Raw genomic sequence first — 15,772 nt, 5'->3', positions numbered from 1 at the left:
TCCTGGGTGAGGCGTCAGCTTCGACCCTGTTTCCGGGTAAGCATGGCTGAGCCCCTCTCCCTCCGGGAGAGGGGTTGGGGTGAGGGTCCGGACGCGCAGGGCACGCGGTGTTTCGACTGCACGAGGCTTCGCCCGAACCCTCATCCGCCCCTTCGGGGCACCTTCCCCCAAAAAGGGGGCCATGGTCCCGAGGGGAGAAGGAGAAGCCGGCCTCGGCTGGATGGCTCTTAGCCCCTCTCCCTCCGGGAGAGGGGTTGGGGTGAGGGTCCGGGCGCGCAGCGCATGCGGTGTTTCGACTGCACGAGGCTCCGCCCAGACCCTCATCCGCCCCTCCGGGGCACCTTCTCCCGGAGGGAGAAGGAGAAGCCGGCCTCGGCTGGATGGCGCTTAGCCCTTCTCCCTCCGGGAGAGGGGTTGGGGTGAGGGTCCGGGCGCGCAGCGTATGCGGTGTTTCGACTGCACGAGGCTCAGCCCGGACCCTCATCCGCCCCTTCGGGGCACCTTCCCCCAAAAAGGGGGCCATGGTCCCGGAGGGAGAAGGAAAAGCCGGCTGCGGCTGGATGGCGTGGCCTCTTCTCACCGTCCTGGTTGAGGCCGCGCCCACACTGCAGCACCGGCACGGTCAGGGACTGCACTGTGGGAGGGACTTCAGTCCCGACGTCGTGCAAGATCGGATGCACAGCGGACTTCGCCCGCCGTCGCTGCATGACAGTTGCCCCACCACGTTCGAGAAGTGGACTGTCCCGAATCCCGAATCCCCGTCTTTCCCCTATCATCGCCGGATGCGCCCCGACTACATCCTGACCCTGTCCTGCCCGGACTGTACCGGCATCGTCTTCCGCGTCAGCGGCCTGCTGTTCGAGCACGGCTGCAACATCCTCGATGCGCAGCAGTTCGGCGACGAGGAAAGCGGCCGTTTCTTCCTGCGCGTGCACTTCGACGTACCCGCCGACGGCATCGTCGCCGCGGTGAAGCTGCAATTGGAGCCGCTGGCCGCCGACTACGCGATGGACTGGCAACTGCACGACGCGCGCCGCCGTGCGCGCCTGCTGGTGCTGGTCAGCAAGCAGGGTCATTGCCTCAACGACCTACTGTTCCGCGCGCACAGTCGGCATTTGCGGGTGGACATCGCCGCGGTGGCCTCCAACCATCCCGACTTCGCCGCGCTGGCCGGGTCCTACGGCGTGCCGTTCCACCACCTGCCGGTGAGTGCCGCCAACCGCGCCGAACAGGAGGCGCAGTTGCTGGCGCTGGTCGAACGCGAACGCATCGATCTGGTGGTGCTGGCCCGCTACATGCAGATCCTGTCGCCGACGCTGTGCGCGGCGCTGGCCGGACGCGCGATCAACATCCACCACAGCTTCCTGCCCAGCTTCAAGGGCGCGCAGCCGTACCACCAGGCGCACGCACGCGGGGTCAAGATCATCGGTGCCACCGCGCACTACGTCACCGGCGACCTGGACGAAGGCCCGATCATCGAGCAGGACGTGGCCCGCGTGGACCACGCCATGACCCCGCGCGAACTGGTGCGCCTGGGCAGCGACACCGAGTCGCAGGTGCTGGCCCGCGCCGTGCGCCGCCACGTCGAGCATCGCATCCTGCTCAACGGGCATCGCACGGTGGTATTTCGCTGAGGCGGGGAGTGGAGATTCGGGAATCGGGAATGGGGAGCAGCAACAGCAACAGCAACAGCGGCTAAGAGCACCCGCTTGCCGTAATCCATGGTCGCGGCGCCGACTGTCTGCATCGACGATCATCCCCGCTCTCCAGTCACTGCACGGTGGCATTTCCGATGAAGCTGGGAATGGGGGTCGGGAATAGGGAAGGGCACCATCAGCAGCCGCAGCGCGGCGTTTGCTCTGCCGATTCCCCATTCCCGATTCCCCATTCCCAGCCCTCAACGCGCCGCGTTGGCGTTCATCGTCGCGTTGCGGCTGGCGTCCAGGTACTGCGCCGGATCGCGCATGCCGGTGGTGTGGCATTCGCCGGTGGTGTGGCCGCGATTGACGCCGCCGGGCAGCTGGCCGTTGACCTGCTCCACCGTGCCGTCCTCCGGGTCGCTCAGCACCAGGTCCGAGGCCGCATTGCAGTAGTCGTTGGTATACCAGTTGGTCTTGGCGAAGGAGGTGGTGTAGTAGTTCACCAGCGCCCGCGCCGAGTTGGGGATGCCGGCCAGCCAGGCCTTGGCGCCGTCGTAGGTCAGGTCGTTGTTGGTGCCGCAGCCCACGCCGAACCACGAGCCCACCGTGGCCAGGATGCCGGCCAGGTTGGTGCCCTGGTAGGGCGTGCCCACCGACTGCATCACCCGCCCGCCGCTGGCGTTGTCCAGGCCGCTCCAGTAGTACACGTACAGGTGCAACGCGGCCATGCCGCCCTGGCTGTGCGCCACCGTGCCGAACGAGTTCCACTGGCTGCCGAACTGCGCCAGGCGCTGCGCGAACTGGTCGTTGCTGCGGTTCTGGTTGACGTCCAGGAACGCGGAGGCATTGGTGAACTGCGCCACCGGCCACACCCCGCCCGAGCAATAGCCGTGCACCAGCACCAGGCGCTTGCCGGTGGCCTGTGCCTGCATGTCGGTGGCGGCGGTGCTCAGCTGTGCCGGGCGCTCGCCCATGCGCATGCTCTCGTCGATCGCGCCGGTGCTGCGCGCCACGCTGCTGCGGCGCAGTGCCGGCAGGGTCAGCGGCAACGTCGCGCGCGTGGCCAGCGGCACGAAGTTGTCCGGATCCTCCACGCGCAGGTTGCGCAGGGTGAACGGCGCACGCGCGCCGGCGCGGACGATCCAGCGCTCGTCCACGCTCAGCGGCAGGCGTCCGTCCTGCGGCGCGAGCATGCCGCCGAGCCAGGCCACCGGCACCGCGCTGCCGTCGCGGCCGGTGCCCCACAGTTCGCCGAGCACGCGGTAGTGCGCCGGCGCCTGGCCGGCGCCGATGCGCACCGGGATCGGCAGGGTCAGCCGGGTGCCGGGCTGGGCGCTGGCGGCGACCGCATCGGCGGTGATGCGCAAGGTGGTGTCCAGCACCGGCAGCACGTGCTCGCTGGTGCGCACGAAGGCCTGGCCGCCGGCGTCGTGACCATGCACCACCACCTGCGCGATGTAGGTGCCGGTGGCGATCGCCGGGAAGTCGCCGGCATACACGCCATCGCCCGCGGCACCGTCGCCGTGGCGGCCGTCGTCGGCCATCGGCCATTGGCTGACGGAGCCGTCCGGCGCGATCACGCGCAGCTGTGCGGTGTCGATGCGGCCGCTGCCGGCGCTGCGCGCCAGTGATACGCCGCCCTGCGCATCGATGCCGCCGAGCAGCGCGGTCAGGCCGATGCGCTGGCCGCGCTGCAGTTGCGCGCGGTCGCTGGGATAGGACGCCAGTTGCGTGCGTGGATCGCCCTCCATCAGCACGTAGCCACGCTGCACCGTGTTGCTGCCGTCGGCCTGTAAGGTCAGGGTCCAGTCGCCGTTGGCGGCGCTGTCCACGCGGTACTCGCGAGCCGGCAACGCGGCGCCGCCGGCGCCCAGTTGGGTGGCCTTGGCGCTGGGCGCGAGCATCGGCGTGGCGGCGGCGGTGCCCATGCGGGCGCTGGCCGTGGCCGGTGCGCTCAGGCGCGGCTGCCAGTCGTGCTCGCCGGACAGCACCACGAAGCGCAGCTTGCCGTTCTCCACCGGCAGGGTGGTGTGCCACTGCGCCGGGCCACTGCTGCGTGCGGCGGAGAACTCCACCGGCAGCAACGCGCTCTTGGACAGGATCGCCGCTTCCGCCGGGGCGGGCGCGCGCATCTGCGCGAACTCCTCCGGCGGTCCGGCCAGTTGTTTGGGAATCAGTTCGGCCGCGTGCAGCGCGGCGGCGGGGACGACGAAACACAGGACGCAGACGGCGGACAGGTTCGACAGCTTCGGCATGACGCGCTCTCCCTGGCGGTGCTGAGAAGCAGACGCACATGCCGGAGACCGCGGCGCAGTGCGCCGCCGGCAGCACGTCGGCGAGGACGCAGCGCCCCCTCGCCACGCGTTCGCCTGCGGTTATAGCCAGCGCACATTGCCGGACAAAGACGCAATGCAGCAATGCGTGCCGAACTGGGATGCCGGACATGCTGCAACCATCGCGATGCCCGGCGCACGTGGCGCCGGGCATCGCCAGGTCACGCTGCCTGCGCGTGCTGGCTGCGCAACTGCTGCGCCGCCGCCACCATCGCCTGCAGCGCATTGCGGGTTTCCGCCCAGCCTCGGGTCTTCAGCCCGCAATCCGGATTGACCCACAGTTGCTGCGGATCCAGCACCGCACGCGCCTTCTCCAGCAACGCCACCATCTCCTGCGTGCTCGGCACGCGTGGCGAGTGGATGTCGTACACGCCCGGCCCGATCGCGTTCGGGTAGCGGAAGCGCACGAAGGCATCGAGCAGTTCCATGCGCGAGCGCGAGGTCTCGATCGAGATCACATCCGCGTCCATCGCCGCCACCGCCTCGATGATGTCGTTGAACTCCGAGTAGCACATGTGGGTGTGGATCTGCGTGGCATCGCGCACCCCGGCCGCGGCGATGCGGAAGCACTGCACCGCCCAGTCCAGGTACGCCTGCCAGTCGGCGCGGCGCAGCGGCAGGCCTTCGCGGATCGCCGGCTCGTCGATCTGGATCACGCCGATGCCGGCCGCCTCCAGGTCGCGCACCTCGTCGCGCAGCGCCAGCGCGATCTGCCGGCAGGTCTGCGCACGCTCCTGGTCGTCGCGCACGAACGACCACTGCAGCACCGTCACCGGCCCGGTCAGCATGCCCTTCATCGGCCGCTCGGTCAGCGACTGCGCGTAGGTGGTCCAGCGCAGCGTCATGGGCGCCGGGCGCTGCACGTCGCCGTAGATGATCGGCGGCTTCACGCAGCGCGAGCCGTAGCTCTGCACCCAGCCATGACGGGTGAAGGCGAAGCCGTCCAGCTGCTCGCCGAAGTATTCGACCATGTCGTTGCGCTCGAACTCGCCGTGCACCAGCACATCCAGGCCCAGTTGCTCCTGCGCACGCACGCAGCGTTCGGTCTCGGCGGCCAGGAACGCGTCGTACGCGGCATCGTCGAGCTTGCCGGCCTTGTGCTGCGCACGCGCCTGCCGCACCTGCTCGGTCTGCGGGAACGAGCCGATGGTGGTGGTCGGATACAGCGGCAGCCGCAGCGCCGCCTGCTGCGCCTGCCGGCGCTGCGCATACGGCGATTGCCGACGGCCGGCGTCGTCGGTCAGCGCGTCCACCCGCCGCGCCACCTCGGCGCGGTGCACGCGCGCAGAGGCGCGACGGCTGGCCAACGCATCGCGCGCCGCGTCCAGCCCCGCCTGCGCCTGCGGCTGGTCGTCCAGCGCATCGGCCAGGGTGCGCAGTTCCTGCAGCTTCTGCCTGGCGAAGGCCAGCCAGCCGACCAGTTCGCGGTCCAGCCTGGTCTCCTGCTGCAGATCCACCGGCACGTGCAGCAGCGAGCACGAGGGCGCCAGCCACAACCGCTCGCGGCCGACATGGCCGGCGGCGTAGCGGGCCAGGGTCAGCGCGTTGTCCAGCGGGGTACGCCACACGTTGCGGCCGTTGACCAGGCCGGCCGAGAGCACGCGCCCGGCCGGCAGCGCCTGCAGCACGGCGTCCAACTGCGCCACGCCACGCACCAGGTCCACGTGGATGCCGTCCACCGGCAACGCCATCGCCAGCTCGAGGTTGTCGCCCAACTCGCCGAAGTAGCTGGTCAACAGCAGCTTCGGCCGCGGCGCCTGCGAAAGGACATCATAGGCGCGGCGATAGGCGGCGCGTGCGGCCTCGTCCAGGTCCAATACCAGCGCCGGCTCGTCGAGCTGCACCCAGCCAGCGCCGGCCGCATGCAGGCGCTGCAGCAATTCGGCATACACCGGCAGCAGGCTGTCCAGCAACGCCCAGCGGTCGCTGCCGTCCACGGTCTTGGACAGCGCCAGGAAGGTCACCGGCCCGATCAGCACCGACCGGGTCTGGATGCCCTGCGCCTTGGCTTCCAGGAACTCCACCACCGGCTTGTCGCCGCGCAGGCGGAAGTGCTGGCGCCGCGCCAGCTCTGGCACCAGGTAGTGGTAGTTGGTGTCGAACCACTTGGTCATTTCCAACGCGTGCAGATCCAGGCCGTTTTCCTGGGTGCCGCGCGCCATCGCGAAGTAGCCGGCCAACGGATCGGCATCGGCCAGCGCGCGGTAGCGTTGCGGGATCGCATCGAACAGGAACGCGGTGTCGAGCATCGCGTCGTACAGGCTGAAGTCGTTGCTGGGCGGCACGTCCACCCCGGCCTCGCGTTGCAGTTGCCAGTGGCGCTGGCGCAGTTCGCGTGCGGTGTCCTGCAGTTGCGCGCCGTCGATGTCGCGGCGCCAGTAGCGTTCCAGCGCCTGCTTGAGCTCGCGCCGCGCACCGATGCGCGGAAAGCCCAGGTTGGTCACGATCGTCATGTTGCGTTTCCTCATTGCGTTCAAGGGCATTGAGGAACGAAGGAACCGCGCGCCGCGCGTCCCGTTCGCACGGACCGCCCGCCACGCCAGCGACCTTCGCCCCCGCGGGCGAACCGGTACCGCGCGGGCAGGCGGACGGCGCGGCGCGGCGCAAGGCCGGGTCGCGGTCCGGCCGCCTCCCCGCGGAGGCGCCAGGTCGAATCGGAGGACGCACGGTCCTCCGGCCGGGGCCGGTATTCGGGCTGATGGACACGCGCACCACGTTGGCTGCGCACCTACTGTCCGTCGCTTCCCAGGCCGGCATGCGCCGGCCCAGTGCCATTGACGGAGGTCGTTTCCATTCACCGCTGCGGGGCAGCTCCGGAATGGGCAGGCGCTTGCGGCGCCGGCCGTCACCGGATTCCCGTTTAAATCCATCCCTTCATCCGAATGAAGCGATGAATACCTTCGGCGAGCGCACGATAGGCCGGATGCGGCGGCGGGTCAAGCGCCAGTGCGTTTGCTGACTGTGGCTCTGCAGCGCGAAGAGCGGTCATCTACGTCATTGATGCCAGTCGATGATTTGAATCTGCCGTTGATGGCTGGCAGCACTGGTCCGCCCTACGATGACGCTCCCCTTCCTCCGCTAACCCCGCAAGCAAGCTACGGCGAAAAACGCGTTGTAGCTTCTGATGCTTTTATTTGTCTCGAGAAAGTTACGGGACACATCGCTATCAATATTCTTGCGTATTCATCTCTATGATCAGTGGATAAAGGGGAGCTCACACGGGAACTGTACAGACCGGACTTGGGCGCGGCCCCCAATTCGTGGTTGCGAGAACGCGGTGGACATGGCAAATATGGCAAGGCAGGATCTGTAACATCGGATGCGGCTAGGGCGCCAAGAATGCTCCGGCCAGGGAAAGTTATCCAGCGGGTGTAGCCTAGGGGGCGCGCACATGGGCGCGAGGGGAAGCAGATGGTGGGGATTAAAGACTGGTGAGCAAGCAGGCTCATCGTCGGGGTATTGGCACGACGAGGTCTCCGATGCGGAGTTGCTAGATCTGCTGGCGTATGAATCCTCCATTGCGCAGGCGCCAGAGATTCTTGCAGATTTCGATTTATCTGAGAAGAGTGCCTACGATGAACGGAAATTCATTGAGGACGAGGTTGAGCGCATAACGTCCGACACGACCGGCTCCTCCTTTCTCGGCATTCTAGACACATTCGATATCGATACGGAGGTGAGCGCTTCGCTCGAAGGAGCCGCTTGGTCGGATCTTACGTTCGAAGTTCCGGATTTCAAGTTCGACCAATCAGGCCAGCCCACCGACTTTGTACCAGAGATAGAGATCACGCACGACGCTCGCGCACTCCAACAAGCCATCGAGTTCCTGCGGCGCATTGACGAGCTGTCCTGCCGGAACGTGGCTTGGATTGCCGACATCATCCTCGCTCGCCGTTGGAGCGCCGCCCAGCGGTGCGTGGTAGAACTGCTGAAATCTGGATTTTCTCTGCGATCAATCTACCTTTCATTTCTACTATCGGAGCATTGGCGGGAGTCAGATGTCTACGACGAGCGCTTCGACCAAGGTTTGCACCAGTTTTCATGGCAAAGAAGCTGCTTCCCAAGGATCACTTGGGAGGAGGCGGTGCAATTGATCGCCTTCCATGGCGAGGACTGCACGCTAGAAGAAGTTATAGAATTTATCGAACAGGAGCGAGAATTGTGGCGGCGAAGCAGTGCGCTCAAGCGTGATTTTCCGAGATTCAAGGGTTATCTCCTTCGACAACGTCTAGCAAAAGCATGTCAAGTCCCGTCAGGTTTGTGGTATCGAACCCTGGATCCGCGCGATGCTCGCCGTTTCGATGGCTCCGCCAATCCCGAATATACATCGCAGTGGTGGGAGGATGAGCTACCTGTCGTGGGCGGCGTGAGCTATCTCCAGCGCAGGATATACGTGGGCGATCCACTAAGTTTTTTGATCGTTGAACTCGATGATGGTCTGCATTGGCTGGAGGAATAGGAATGTCAACAGAAGCGCTATTGCCCGCTATCGGCTGCTGGGTCGTTCGTTGTGAAGGTGAAGATAGGGAAAAGCGGCCGGGACACGTGAAGCGTATCCTGAAATCCGGTCTAAAGATCAGCCTGTCAGTACACTGGATTTTCGAGAAACAAGACGATGTTATCGCGCTTGACCGTGTCGAGTGCGGCCTGCGTCCAGGGTTCGACGTATGGCATTCGCCGGAGTCTCAGAGCGAGCCATCTTTGGGGTTTGGCACCGTCGTTAAGAGCCGTGTTCTCGGTGGACGCCAGCAACTGTTGGTTGATTTTACGGAGCAGGGGAGCCGGCTGTGGATTCCTTGGCAGCGTCTTCGCTTCGCCAAGAGCGCTGCTTTTAGGTTCCGCCATGGGGACAAAGGTGGCGCGCAGGCAGCGGAGCGGCTACGCCTCCGTAATCTTGCCTATGCACTCAAACTATGGAATGAAAACACAGGTTCTCTGTCTAAGTTCGATATCGACCCATTGCCACATCAGATCCACCTCGTTCACCACATCCTCGCGAGCGGTAACCTCAATTGGCTGGTAGCCGACGATGTAGGTCTGGGAAAGACGATCGAAGCGGGACTCTTGATTGCAGCTCTACGACAGCGAGGAGCTGCTAAACGCGTACTTTTAGTCGTGCCGGCTGGATTAACCCGCCAGTGGCAGGATGACATGAAGATCAAGTTTGGTCTAGATGACTTCCTTATATATGGCTCTGATTTCAGCATTGCTGATAACGCATATTGGAAAATGTATGACCGCGTTATCGCTTCGATGGACAAGCTTAAGGGTGTAGATCATCTTGAGCGCATTCTAGCTGCAGAGCCCTGGGATCTCGTCATCTTCGATGAGGCGCACCGACTGACCCGCCGCCAATGGGGTATGAAGTTCGAGCGATCGGATCGCTATCGACTAGCCGAACAGCTACGCAATCGTACCCCCGCGTTACTTATGCTGAGTGCAACGCCGCACCAAGGGCGCTCGGACCAGTTTACGTCCCTCTTGGAATTGTTGCGGCCAGAGATGTCAGATCAGTTCAAGAATATAGACATGGACGCAAGTGTTTTGTCACAAATGGTCTTTCGTAATAGAAAGTCTGACGTGACAGATATGGATGGGAATTTTGTCTTCCATGGTCAGACATCAAGGATGGTCCAGGTTGAATCAAATCCCGACATGCGAGAGCTGGAGCGCCATCTTCGCGAGTACTTTCAGCAGGGGTACAGTGCGGCCGATCGACTGCCGGGACAGCAGGCTAAGGCCATTGGCTTTGTTATGACGGTTTATCGAAAGCTTGCGGCATCCTCAATTGTTGCTTTAAGAAAAGCGCTCGCACGACGCCTAGCGAGGCTGAAATCCATGCCCGCCGTAACAAGAGAGACGGTCGATGAAGATTACCGGTACATTGGTGAGTGGGAAGAGACGGCTGATAACTCACGGGAGGAATTCTTTGGAGGGGAGAAAGACCGCATAAATACACTGGTGCAGATGTGCATGGCAGCAGAGGGCGATGACCTAAAGATGTTGGCCTTCCTCAATAAAATTATTGATCCTATCCTGCAACGAAACGATCATGAGAGAGTGCTCGTTTTCACCGAGTATCGTGGTACCCAGGAATATATAGTTCGTGAGCTGGCTGCGCGCTATGGAGCGGGAAAGGTACACGTCGTCAATGGCTCCATGGACGTTGAGGAGCGACTGCAGTCGATAGCTAGATTCGAGAAAGAGGGTCAGTTCCTCGTTTCCACCGAGGCTGGCGGTGAGGGCATCAACCTGCATCGTCGTTGCCATCTCTTAGTAAACTACGATCTTCCCTGGAATCCGATGCGGTTGGCACAGCGAATCGGGCGCTTATACCGCTACGGACAAAAGCGTCATGTTGTTGCCTTTAACCTTCAGGGCATTGAATCTGCAGATGAACTGATCGTTGCAAAGATGTATGAGCGGTTAGATCAGGTTGCCAAGGATATGGCGCAAGTAGATGGCGCCACCTCTGAGAGCCTCGTCAGCGATATTGTTGGTCAACTTGCTGCCCTCATTGATGTTGAAGATATTCTAGAAGCCGCGCGAAATACCGATGTCCAGAGAACGGAAGAGCGAATCGAGGACGCCCTTAGGCGTGCCCGAGAATCTTCAGATCTTCAGAAGGCTCTTTTTCAGCACGCAGTGAGTTACGATCCGAACGAGATGCGCGCAGCCTTTCCTGTCAGTATGGACCATCTGCGTGCATTCACTTTTGGAATGCTGGAGTTCCTGGGTGGCAGTGTTCATGACAGTCGTCTCTTCTTTGGAAAAGCGTGGCGCATTGGGTTGCCTGATATGATTGTGGCTGCGGTGCCTGGACTTGGCCGAGAACCATTGGTGACGTTCGATCGAGAAGTTGGAAGGGAAGAGCAGATCATCCTGCTCGACATGGATAATCGGCTGATTCGATGGCTACTAGCTGTCGCTTGTGATTACGACTTCGAAGGGCTAACGGCGGCCATTGTTTTAAAGGGTGCTGGCCACGTTATGACCAGCATTCTCCGCTGGCAAGATGAGCGTGGCAACCGAATGCGACAAGAGTTTGTCGTGGTATCCCTGACGGCTAAGCGGTTCGAGCTGAATCCGGGGTGGTTTTCTGAGTGGCTATTGGTGCCTGCACGTGCAATCACTTTGAGTGAGAATTCGGTTGACCGTGAGATTGCACGAACAAGGATTGACGATGCTTTAGACGGCGTCCTTGCCGAGCGCAGCAGCAGGAACCTGCATCCTGAAAGTCGCGAATGGCTCTCCGCGACTTGGTGCGACTCGGGGACGATATCTGACGAACTATTGAGCCAATAACTGTTCGTCGTGGGCATCGGCGCTTGGTCGTCCATGCAGGTGAGCGATGCCGCCATCGAGGATGGCGACGCCTATGCGAGCTAGGCGCGTCCGGACGATGAGGCCAATGGCGGAATGCTGGGATCGGATTTTCTGACCAACGGCGGTGCGATTATCGACTTCGGCGACAAGACGCTGTAACAGCGGCTGTAACTGCGTAAGTCAGCGCGGCGAAAACCGCGGGATGATCCCGCTGCGTTCTAGCTCTGCGCGCATCCGCACCGGAAGCATTCATGGCGACGGTGTAAGCTTATTGGTCCCTAAGCCAATGACCTGGCGCTGCGGCGAATGCCGGCGGCGCTCGTCCGCCGTGCCGATGACGCCTCCGCTCCCCGCCGCCGACCTCTCCGCGCGCTACGCCGCCTCGCTGCGCCTGTCCGTGGCGCCCATGATGGACTGGACCGACCGCCATTGCCGGGTCTTCCACCGGCTGCTGGCGCCGTCGGCGCGGCTGTACACGGAGATGGTGCACGCCAATGCGGTGGTGCTGGGCGATCGCGCGCGGCTGCTGGATTTCGATGCGACCGAGCATCCGCTTGCCCTGCAACTCGGCGGCAGCGAGCCGGCGCTGCTGGCGCAGGCGGCGCGGATCGGCCAGGACTGGGGCTACGACGAGATCAACCTCAATTGCGGCTGCCCGTCCGACCGGGTGCAGGCCGGGCGCTTCGGCGCCTGCCTGATGCGCGAGCCGGCGCTGGTCGCCGAGTGCGTGGCGGCGATGGTCGCGGCGGTCGACATCCCGGTGACGGTGAAGTGCCGGCTGGGCGTGGACCAGGACGACGACTACGCGGTGTTCCTGGCCTTCGTCGACCAGGTCGCCGCGGCGGGCTGTGGGCTGTTCGTGGTGCACGCGCGCAATGCCTGGCTGCAGGGCCTGTCGCCGAAGGAGAACCGCGAGGTGCCGCCGCTGCGCTACGACTGGGCGCACCGGCTCAAGCGCGAGCGGCCGCAGTTGCAGGTCGTGCTCAACGGCGGTCTGGCCGCGGTGGAGACGGCGCAGGCGCAGTTGCAGGCGGTGGACGGGGTGATGCTGGGCCGCGCCGCCTACCACGATCCCTACGTCCTGCACCGGCTGGACGCGGCCCTGACCGGCGCCGCGCCGCGCCCGCGCGCCGAGTTGCTGCGCGCGCTGCGCCCCTACGTCGAGGCGCGCCTGGCCGAGGGCCTGGCGCTCAAGCACATCACCCGGCACCTGCTCGGCCTGTTCCACGGCCAGCCCGGTGGCCGCGCCTTCCGCAAGGTGCTCAGCGAGGGGGCGCACCGGCCGGGCGCGGACTGGGCGCTGCTGGAGCGGGCGCTGGCGGTCACCGACGGGGCGGCACGCGCGGCGGCGTGATCCGACGGGCGCCGCCGCGTGGTGCGGGGCACCTTTCGCATCGATGACCTGATCGCTCTCATCGCCAAGCGGTCGCCGACCCATGCGGCGTCTCGATCGACGACTGCCACGCCGCCGTCTTCCGCGCGTCGTTCAGGGATTCCGTTCAGGTTTCTGGGGCTAATCTCTGGTCCTGCGGAGACGCCGCGAAGCACCTGCCGAAGCGCCTCTCCAGCCCCCTGGCGCGGCCCTTGCATCGGCCTTCGACAGGTTCATTTGACTGAATGCTACCGGGGGCGTCCGGAAAAGTTCAGACCGGATTCACCCCGAAAAATCAAGAATTTGCCTCGATTTCTCGAGGTCGTCTTCGTTCCCGCGAGGTGTCGCGCTTCACAAGTTTTGAACGTTTCCGATCAGTCCGTTAGGATGCCCGTCGTGACTTCTTCCGCTTCCCGCCACTACCGCTTTGCCGCTGTCTTCGCGCTCGCGCTGGCGTCGGTCGCGGCTGGGCACGGCCGTGCGCAGCAGCCGCCCATGCCGGGTGTGATGGCGCCGCCGGAGCGCGATGCGGGGCGTAATCGGGACTATGGCGGTAGTTCGCTGTCCGACGCGGTGCGCCGGGTGCAGCGCTCCACCGGCGGGCAGATCCTCGGCGCCGAGCGCGTGCCGTTCGATGGCCGCGACATCAACCGCGTCAAGTACATGGACGGCCGTGGGCGGGTACGCTACATGGACGATCCGCAGCCTGGCCGTGCGGCGCCGCCGCGGGCGCCGCGGTCGGGCGAGCCTCCCGAGCCACCACGCGACGATCACCCGTGAGTCCGGATAGTTCGGTTCAGGTTCCACACACCGCCCCGGCCACCGGCCACCTGTAAGTTACTAGGGAGAGTTCATGCGTATCCTTCTGGTCGAAGACGAAGCTCCGCTGCGAGAGACCCTGGCCGCTCGCCTGAAGCGCGAAGGCTTTGCGGTGGATGCGGCGCAGGACGGCGAGGAAGGCCTGTACATGGGCCGCGAAGTGCCCTTCGACGTGGGCATCATCGATCTGGGCCTGCCGAAGATGTCGGGCATGGAGCTGATCAAGGCGCTGCGCGACGAAGGCAAGAAGTTTCCGGTGCTGATCCTCACCGCGCGTTCCAGCTGGCAGGACAAGGTGGAAGGCCTCAAGCAGGGCGCCGACGACTACCTGGTCAAGCCGTTCCACGTCGAAGAGCTGCTGGCGCGCGTCAATGCGCTGCTGCGCCGCGCCGCCGGCTGGAGCAAGCCGACCCTGGAATGCGGTCCGGTTGCGCTGGACCTGGCGGCACAGACCGTCAGCGTCAGCGGCAGCAACGTCGACCTGACCAGCTACGAGTACAAGGTGCTCGAGTACCTGATGATGCATGCCGGCGAACTGGTCTCCAAGGCCGACCTGACCGAGCACATCTATCAGCAGGATTTCGATCGTGATTCCAATGTGCTGGAAGTCTTCATCGGCCGCCTGCGCAAGAAGCTGGACCCGGACGGCGAGTTGAAGCCGATCGAGACCGTGCGCGGCCGCGGCTACCGGTTCGCGATTCCGCGTACCGAAGGCTGATCGCAGGCGCCGGCGAGCACACCGAGGAAGCGACCGCGTGGCGGCACGACCCAGGTGGTACAAGCGCTGGCGCCCGCGTTCGTTGCAGGCGCGCCAGCTGCTCGCCGCCAGCCTCAGCCTGCTGGCGTTCCTTGCCGCGGCAGGTTACGCGCTGGACCAGGCATTCGCCGATACCGCGCTGAGCAACCTGCGCGAGCGCCTGAAGAGCTACGCCACCGCGTACGCCAACAACATCGACGTCGCCCGCGACGGTTCGCTGTACATCAACAACGACAAGTCCTCGCCGGACCCGCATTTCGACCGGCCCGGCAGCGGCCTGTACGCGCAGATCGAGTTGCCCAACGAGCGCTGGATCTCGATGTCCAGTGAGGGGCCGCTGCCGCCCAAGGGCGGCATGCTCGAACCGCGTCAGGAAACCTTCGACGGACCCTGGCCGATGACCCAGATCGACGGCAGCGAAGGCGAGGTCTACCGCTACGGCATCGGCCTGGCCTACGTGCGCCACGACAAGGAAACCCCGGTCACCATCTACATCATGGAGGACACCCGCGCGCTGGGCGCGCAGCTGCGCGTGTTCCGCGGCCGGGTGTGGTTCAACCTCGGCGGCGCCGGCCTGATCCTGCTGGTGCTGCAGGCCTTCATCCTGCAATGGAGCCTGCGCCCGCTGCGCCGGGTGATCAACGAACTGACCAAGGTGCAGCGCGGCGAAGCGGTGCGCATGGGCGATCGCCATCCGCGCGAACTGGAACCGCTGACCGACAGCATCAACGCCTTCATCGAGAGCGAGCGCGAGAACCTGGACCGTCAGCGCAACACCCTGGCCGACCTGGCGCACAGCCTGAAGACGCCGCTGGCGGTATTGCGCACCCAGCTCGACAGCGGTGCGCAGGGGCCGGAGCTGCGCGAAGAGTTGGACGTGCAGCTACGGCGCATGAACAACCTGGTGTCCTACCAGCTGGCGCGCGCCGCCTCCAGCGGCCACAAGCTGTTCGCCGCGCCGTTGCCGATCGAGCCCAACGCCGAGGAGATCGTGCGCGGCCTGGAGAAGGTCTATGCCGCCAAGGGCGTGCTGTGCGAGTTCGACATCGAGCCGAGCGCGCGCTTCCACGGCGAGCCCGGCGACCTGCAGGAACTGCTCGGCAATCTGCTGGAGAACGCCTTCAAGTGGGCACGCCGGCGGGTTTTGCTGAGCGTGCGCCCGGAGCCGGCCGCCGGCAGCCGTCGCGCCGGCCTGATCATCGCGGTGGAGGACGACGGCCCCGGCATCGCGCCGGAAGAGGTCGCCCACATCCTGCAGCGCGGCGTGCGCGGCGACGAGCGCGTGCATGGCCACGGCATCGGCCTGGCGATCGTGCAGGACCTGGTCAAGGGCTACCGCGGCGAGCTGCAGGTCAGCCGCTCCGAGGAACTGGGCGGGGCGCGCTTCCTGGTCACCCTGCCGCCGGGGTTGTAAGCCCGACAACGCGCTCCTGTGCTGGTCTGGGACCGGCATCCCGCTGCGCAGCGACGACCCGCGCCAATCGAGCGGCCGCGCGCGGCGCTGCAGTGCAGCAGCAGGTGAATC

The 15,772-nt window shown here is 64.8% G+C and carries 9 protein-coding genes and 1 riboswitch; of the genes, 7 read left to right on the top strand and 2 right to left on the bottom strand.

What is annotated here, in order from left to right:
• Positions 1–782: 782 nt before the first annotated feature.
• Complete coding sequence (gene purU / locus CEK69_RS18125; protein WP_152247160.1) at positions 783–1,634, top strand: formyltetrahydrofolate deformylase; 852 nt, start codon at positions 783–785, stop codon at positions 1,632–1,634.
• Positions 1,635–1,897: 263 nt separating this feature from the next.
• Here the strand turns inward: purU and CEK69_RS18120 are convergent, their stop codons facing one another.
• The gene (locus CEK69_RS18120; protein WP_152247158.1) at positions 1,898–3,895 is read right to left on the bottom strand and encodes a choice-of-anchor X domain-containing protein; all 1,998 of its coding nucleotides are present in this window, start codon (positions 3,893–3,895) and stop codon (positions 1,898–1,900) included.
• A 239-nt stretch (positions 3,896–4,134) separates the two neighbouring features.
• Complete coding sequence (gene metE / locus CEK69_RS18115) at positions 4,135–6,426, bottom strand: 5-methyltetrahydropteroyltriglutamate--homocysteine S-methyltransferase (RefSeq protein ID WP_152247156.1); 2,292 nt, start codon at positions 6,424–6,426, stop codon at positions 4,135–4,137.
• 210 nt (positions 6,427–6,636) lie between these two features.
• Positions 6,637–6,890: riboswitch (cobalamin riboswitch) on the bottom strand.
• A 570-nt stretch (positions 6,891–7,460) separates the two neighbouring features.
• On the opposite strand from metE, the gene CEK69_RS18110 reads away from it, so the two are divergent.
• The 6 genes from CEK69_RS18110 (at position 7,461) to CEK69_RS18085 (ending at position 15,661) form a co-directional block, all read left to right on the top strand.
• Positions 7,461–8,432 (top strand): hypothetical protein, encoded by a 972-nt coding sequence (locus tag CEK69_RS18110; protein WP_152247154.1) that lies wholly within the window; start codon positions 7,461–7,463, stop codon positions 8,430–8,432.
• A gap of 2 nt (positions 8,433–8,434) precedes the next feature.
• Positions 8,435–11,278, top strand: coding sequence for a helicase-related protein (locus tag CEK69_RS18105; RefSeq protein WP_152247152.1), 2,844 nt, complete (start codon positions 8,435–8,437; stop codon positions 11,276–11,278).
• 355 nt (positions 11,279–11,633) lie between these two features.
• On the top strand, positions 11,634–12,653 hold the full coding sequence (gene dusA / locus CEK69_RS18100; protein ID WP_152247150.1) for a tRNA dihydrouridine(20/20a) synthase DusA: 1,020 nt from the start codon (positions 11,634–11,636) through the stop codon (positions 12,651–12,653).
• A 414-nt stretch (positions 12,654–13,067) separates the two neighbouring features.
• On the top strand, positions 13,068–13,451 hold the full coding sequence (locus CEK69_RS18095) for a hypothetical protein (RefSeq protein WP_039726258.1): 384 nt from the start codon (positions 13,068–13,070) through the stop codon (positions 13,449–13,451).
• Between the two features lie 73 nt (positions 13,452–13,524).
• Complete coding sequence (locus tag CEK69_RS18090; protein WP_003469280.1) at positions 13,525–14,208, top strand: response regulator transcription factor; 684 nt, start codon at positions 13,525–13,527, stop codon at positions 14,206–14,208.
• Positions 14,209–14,290: 82 nt separating this feature from the next.
• Complete coding sequence (locus tag CEK69_RS18085; protein WP_017908164.1) at positions 14,291–15,661, top strand: sensor histidine kinase; 1,371 nt, start codon at positions 14,291–14,293, stop codon at positions 15,659–15,661.
• The last annotated feature ends 111 nt before the right edge of the window (positions 15,662–15,772 follow it).

This window comes from Xanthomonas sp. LMG 12462 (assembly GCF_009192885.1).
GTDB lineage: Bacteria > Pseudomonadota > Gammaproteobacteria > Xanthomonadales > Xanthomonadaceae > Xanthomonas_A > Xanthomonas_A sontii.
The sequence above is the reverse complement of the archived record's forward strand: the minus strand, read 5'-3'. Positions and strand labels throughout refer to the sequence as shown.

Bases quoted from the DNA above. Each gene is read 5' to 3' on its own strand.
- purU (WP_152247160.1), top strand. From the start codon at position 783: ATGCGCCCCGACTACATCCTGACCCTGTCCTGCCCGGACTGTACCGGC.
- CEK69_RS18120 (WP_152247158.1), bottom strand. From the start codon at position 3,895: ATGCCGAAGCTGTCGAACCTGTCCGCCGTCTGCGTCCTGTGTTTCGTC.
- metE (WP_152247156.1), bottom strand. From the start codon at position 6,426: ATGACGATCGTGACCAACCTGGGCTTTCCGCGCATCGGTGCGCGGCGC.
- CEK69_RS18105 (WP_152247152.1), top strand. From the start codon at position 8,435: ATGTCAACAGAAGCGCTATTGCCCGCTATCGGCTGCTGGGTCGTTCGT.
- dusA (WP_152247150.1), top strand. From the start codon at position 11,634: ATGACGCCTCCGCTCCCCGCCGCCGACCTCTCCGCGCGCTACGCCGCC.
- CEK69_RS18090 (WP_003469280.1), top strand. From the start codon at position 13,525: ATGCGTATCCTTCTGGTCGAAGACGAAGCTCCGCTGCGAGAGACCCTG.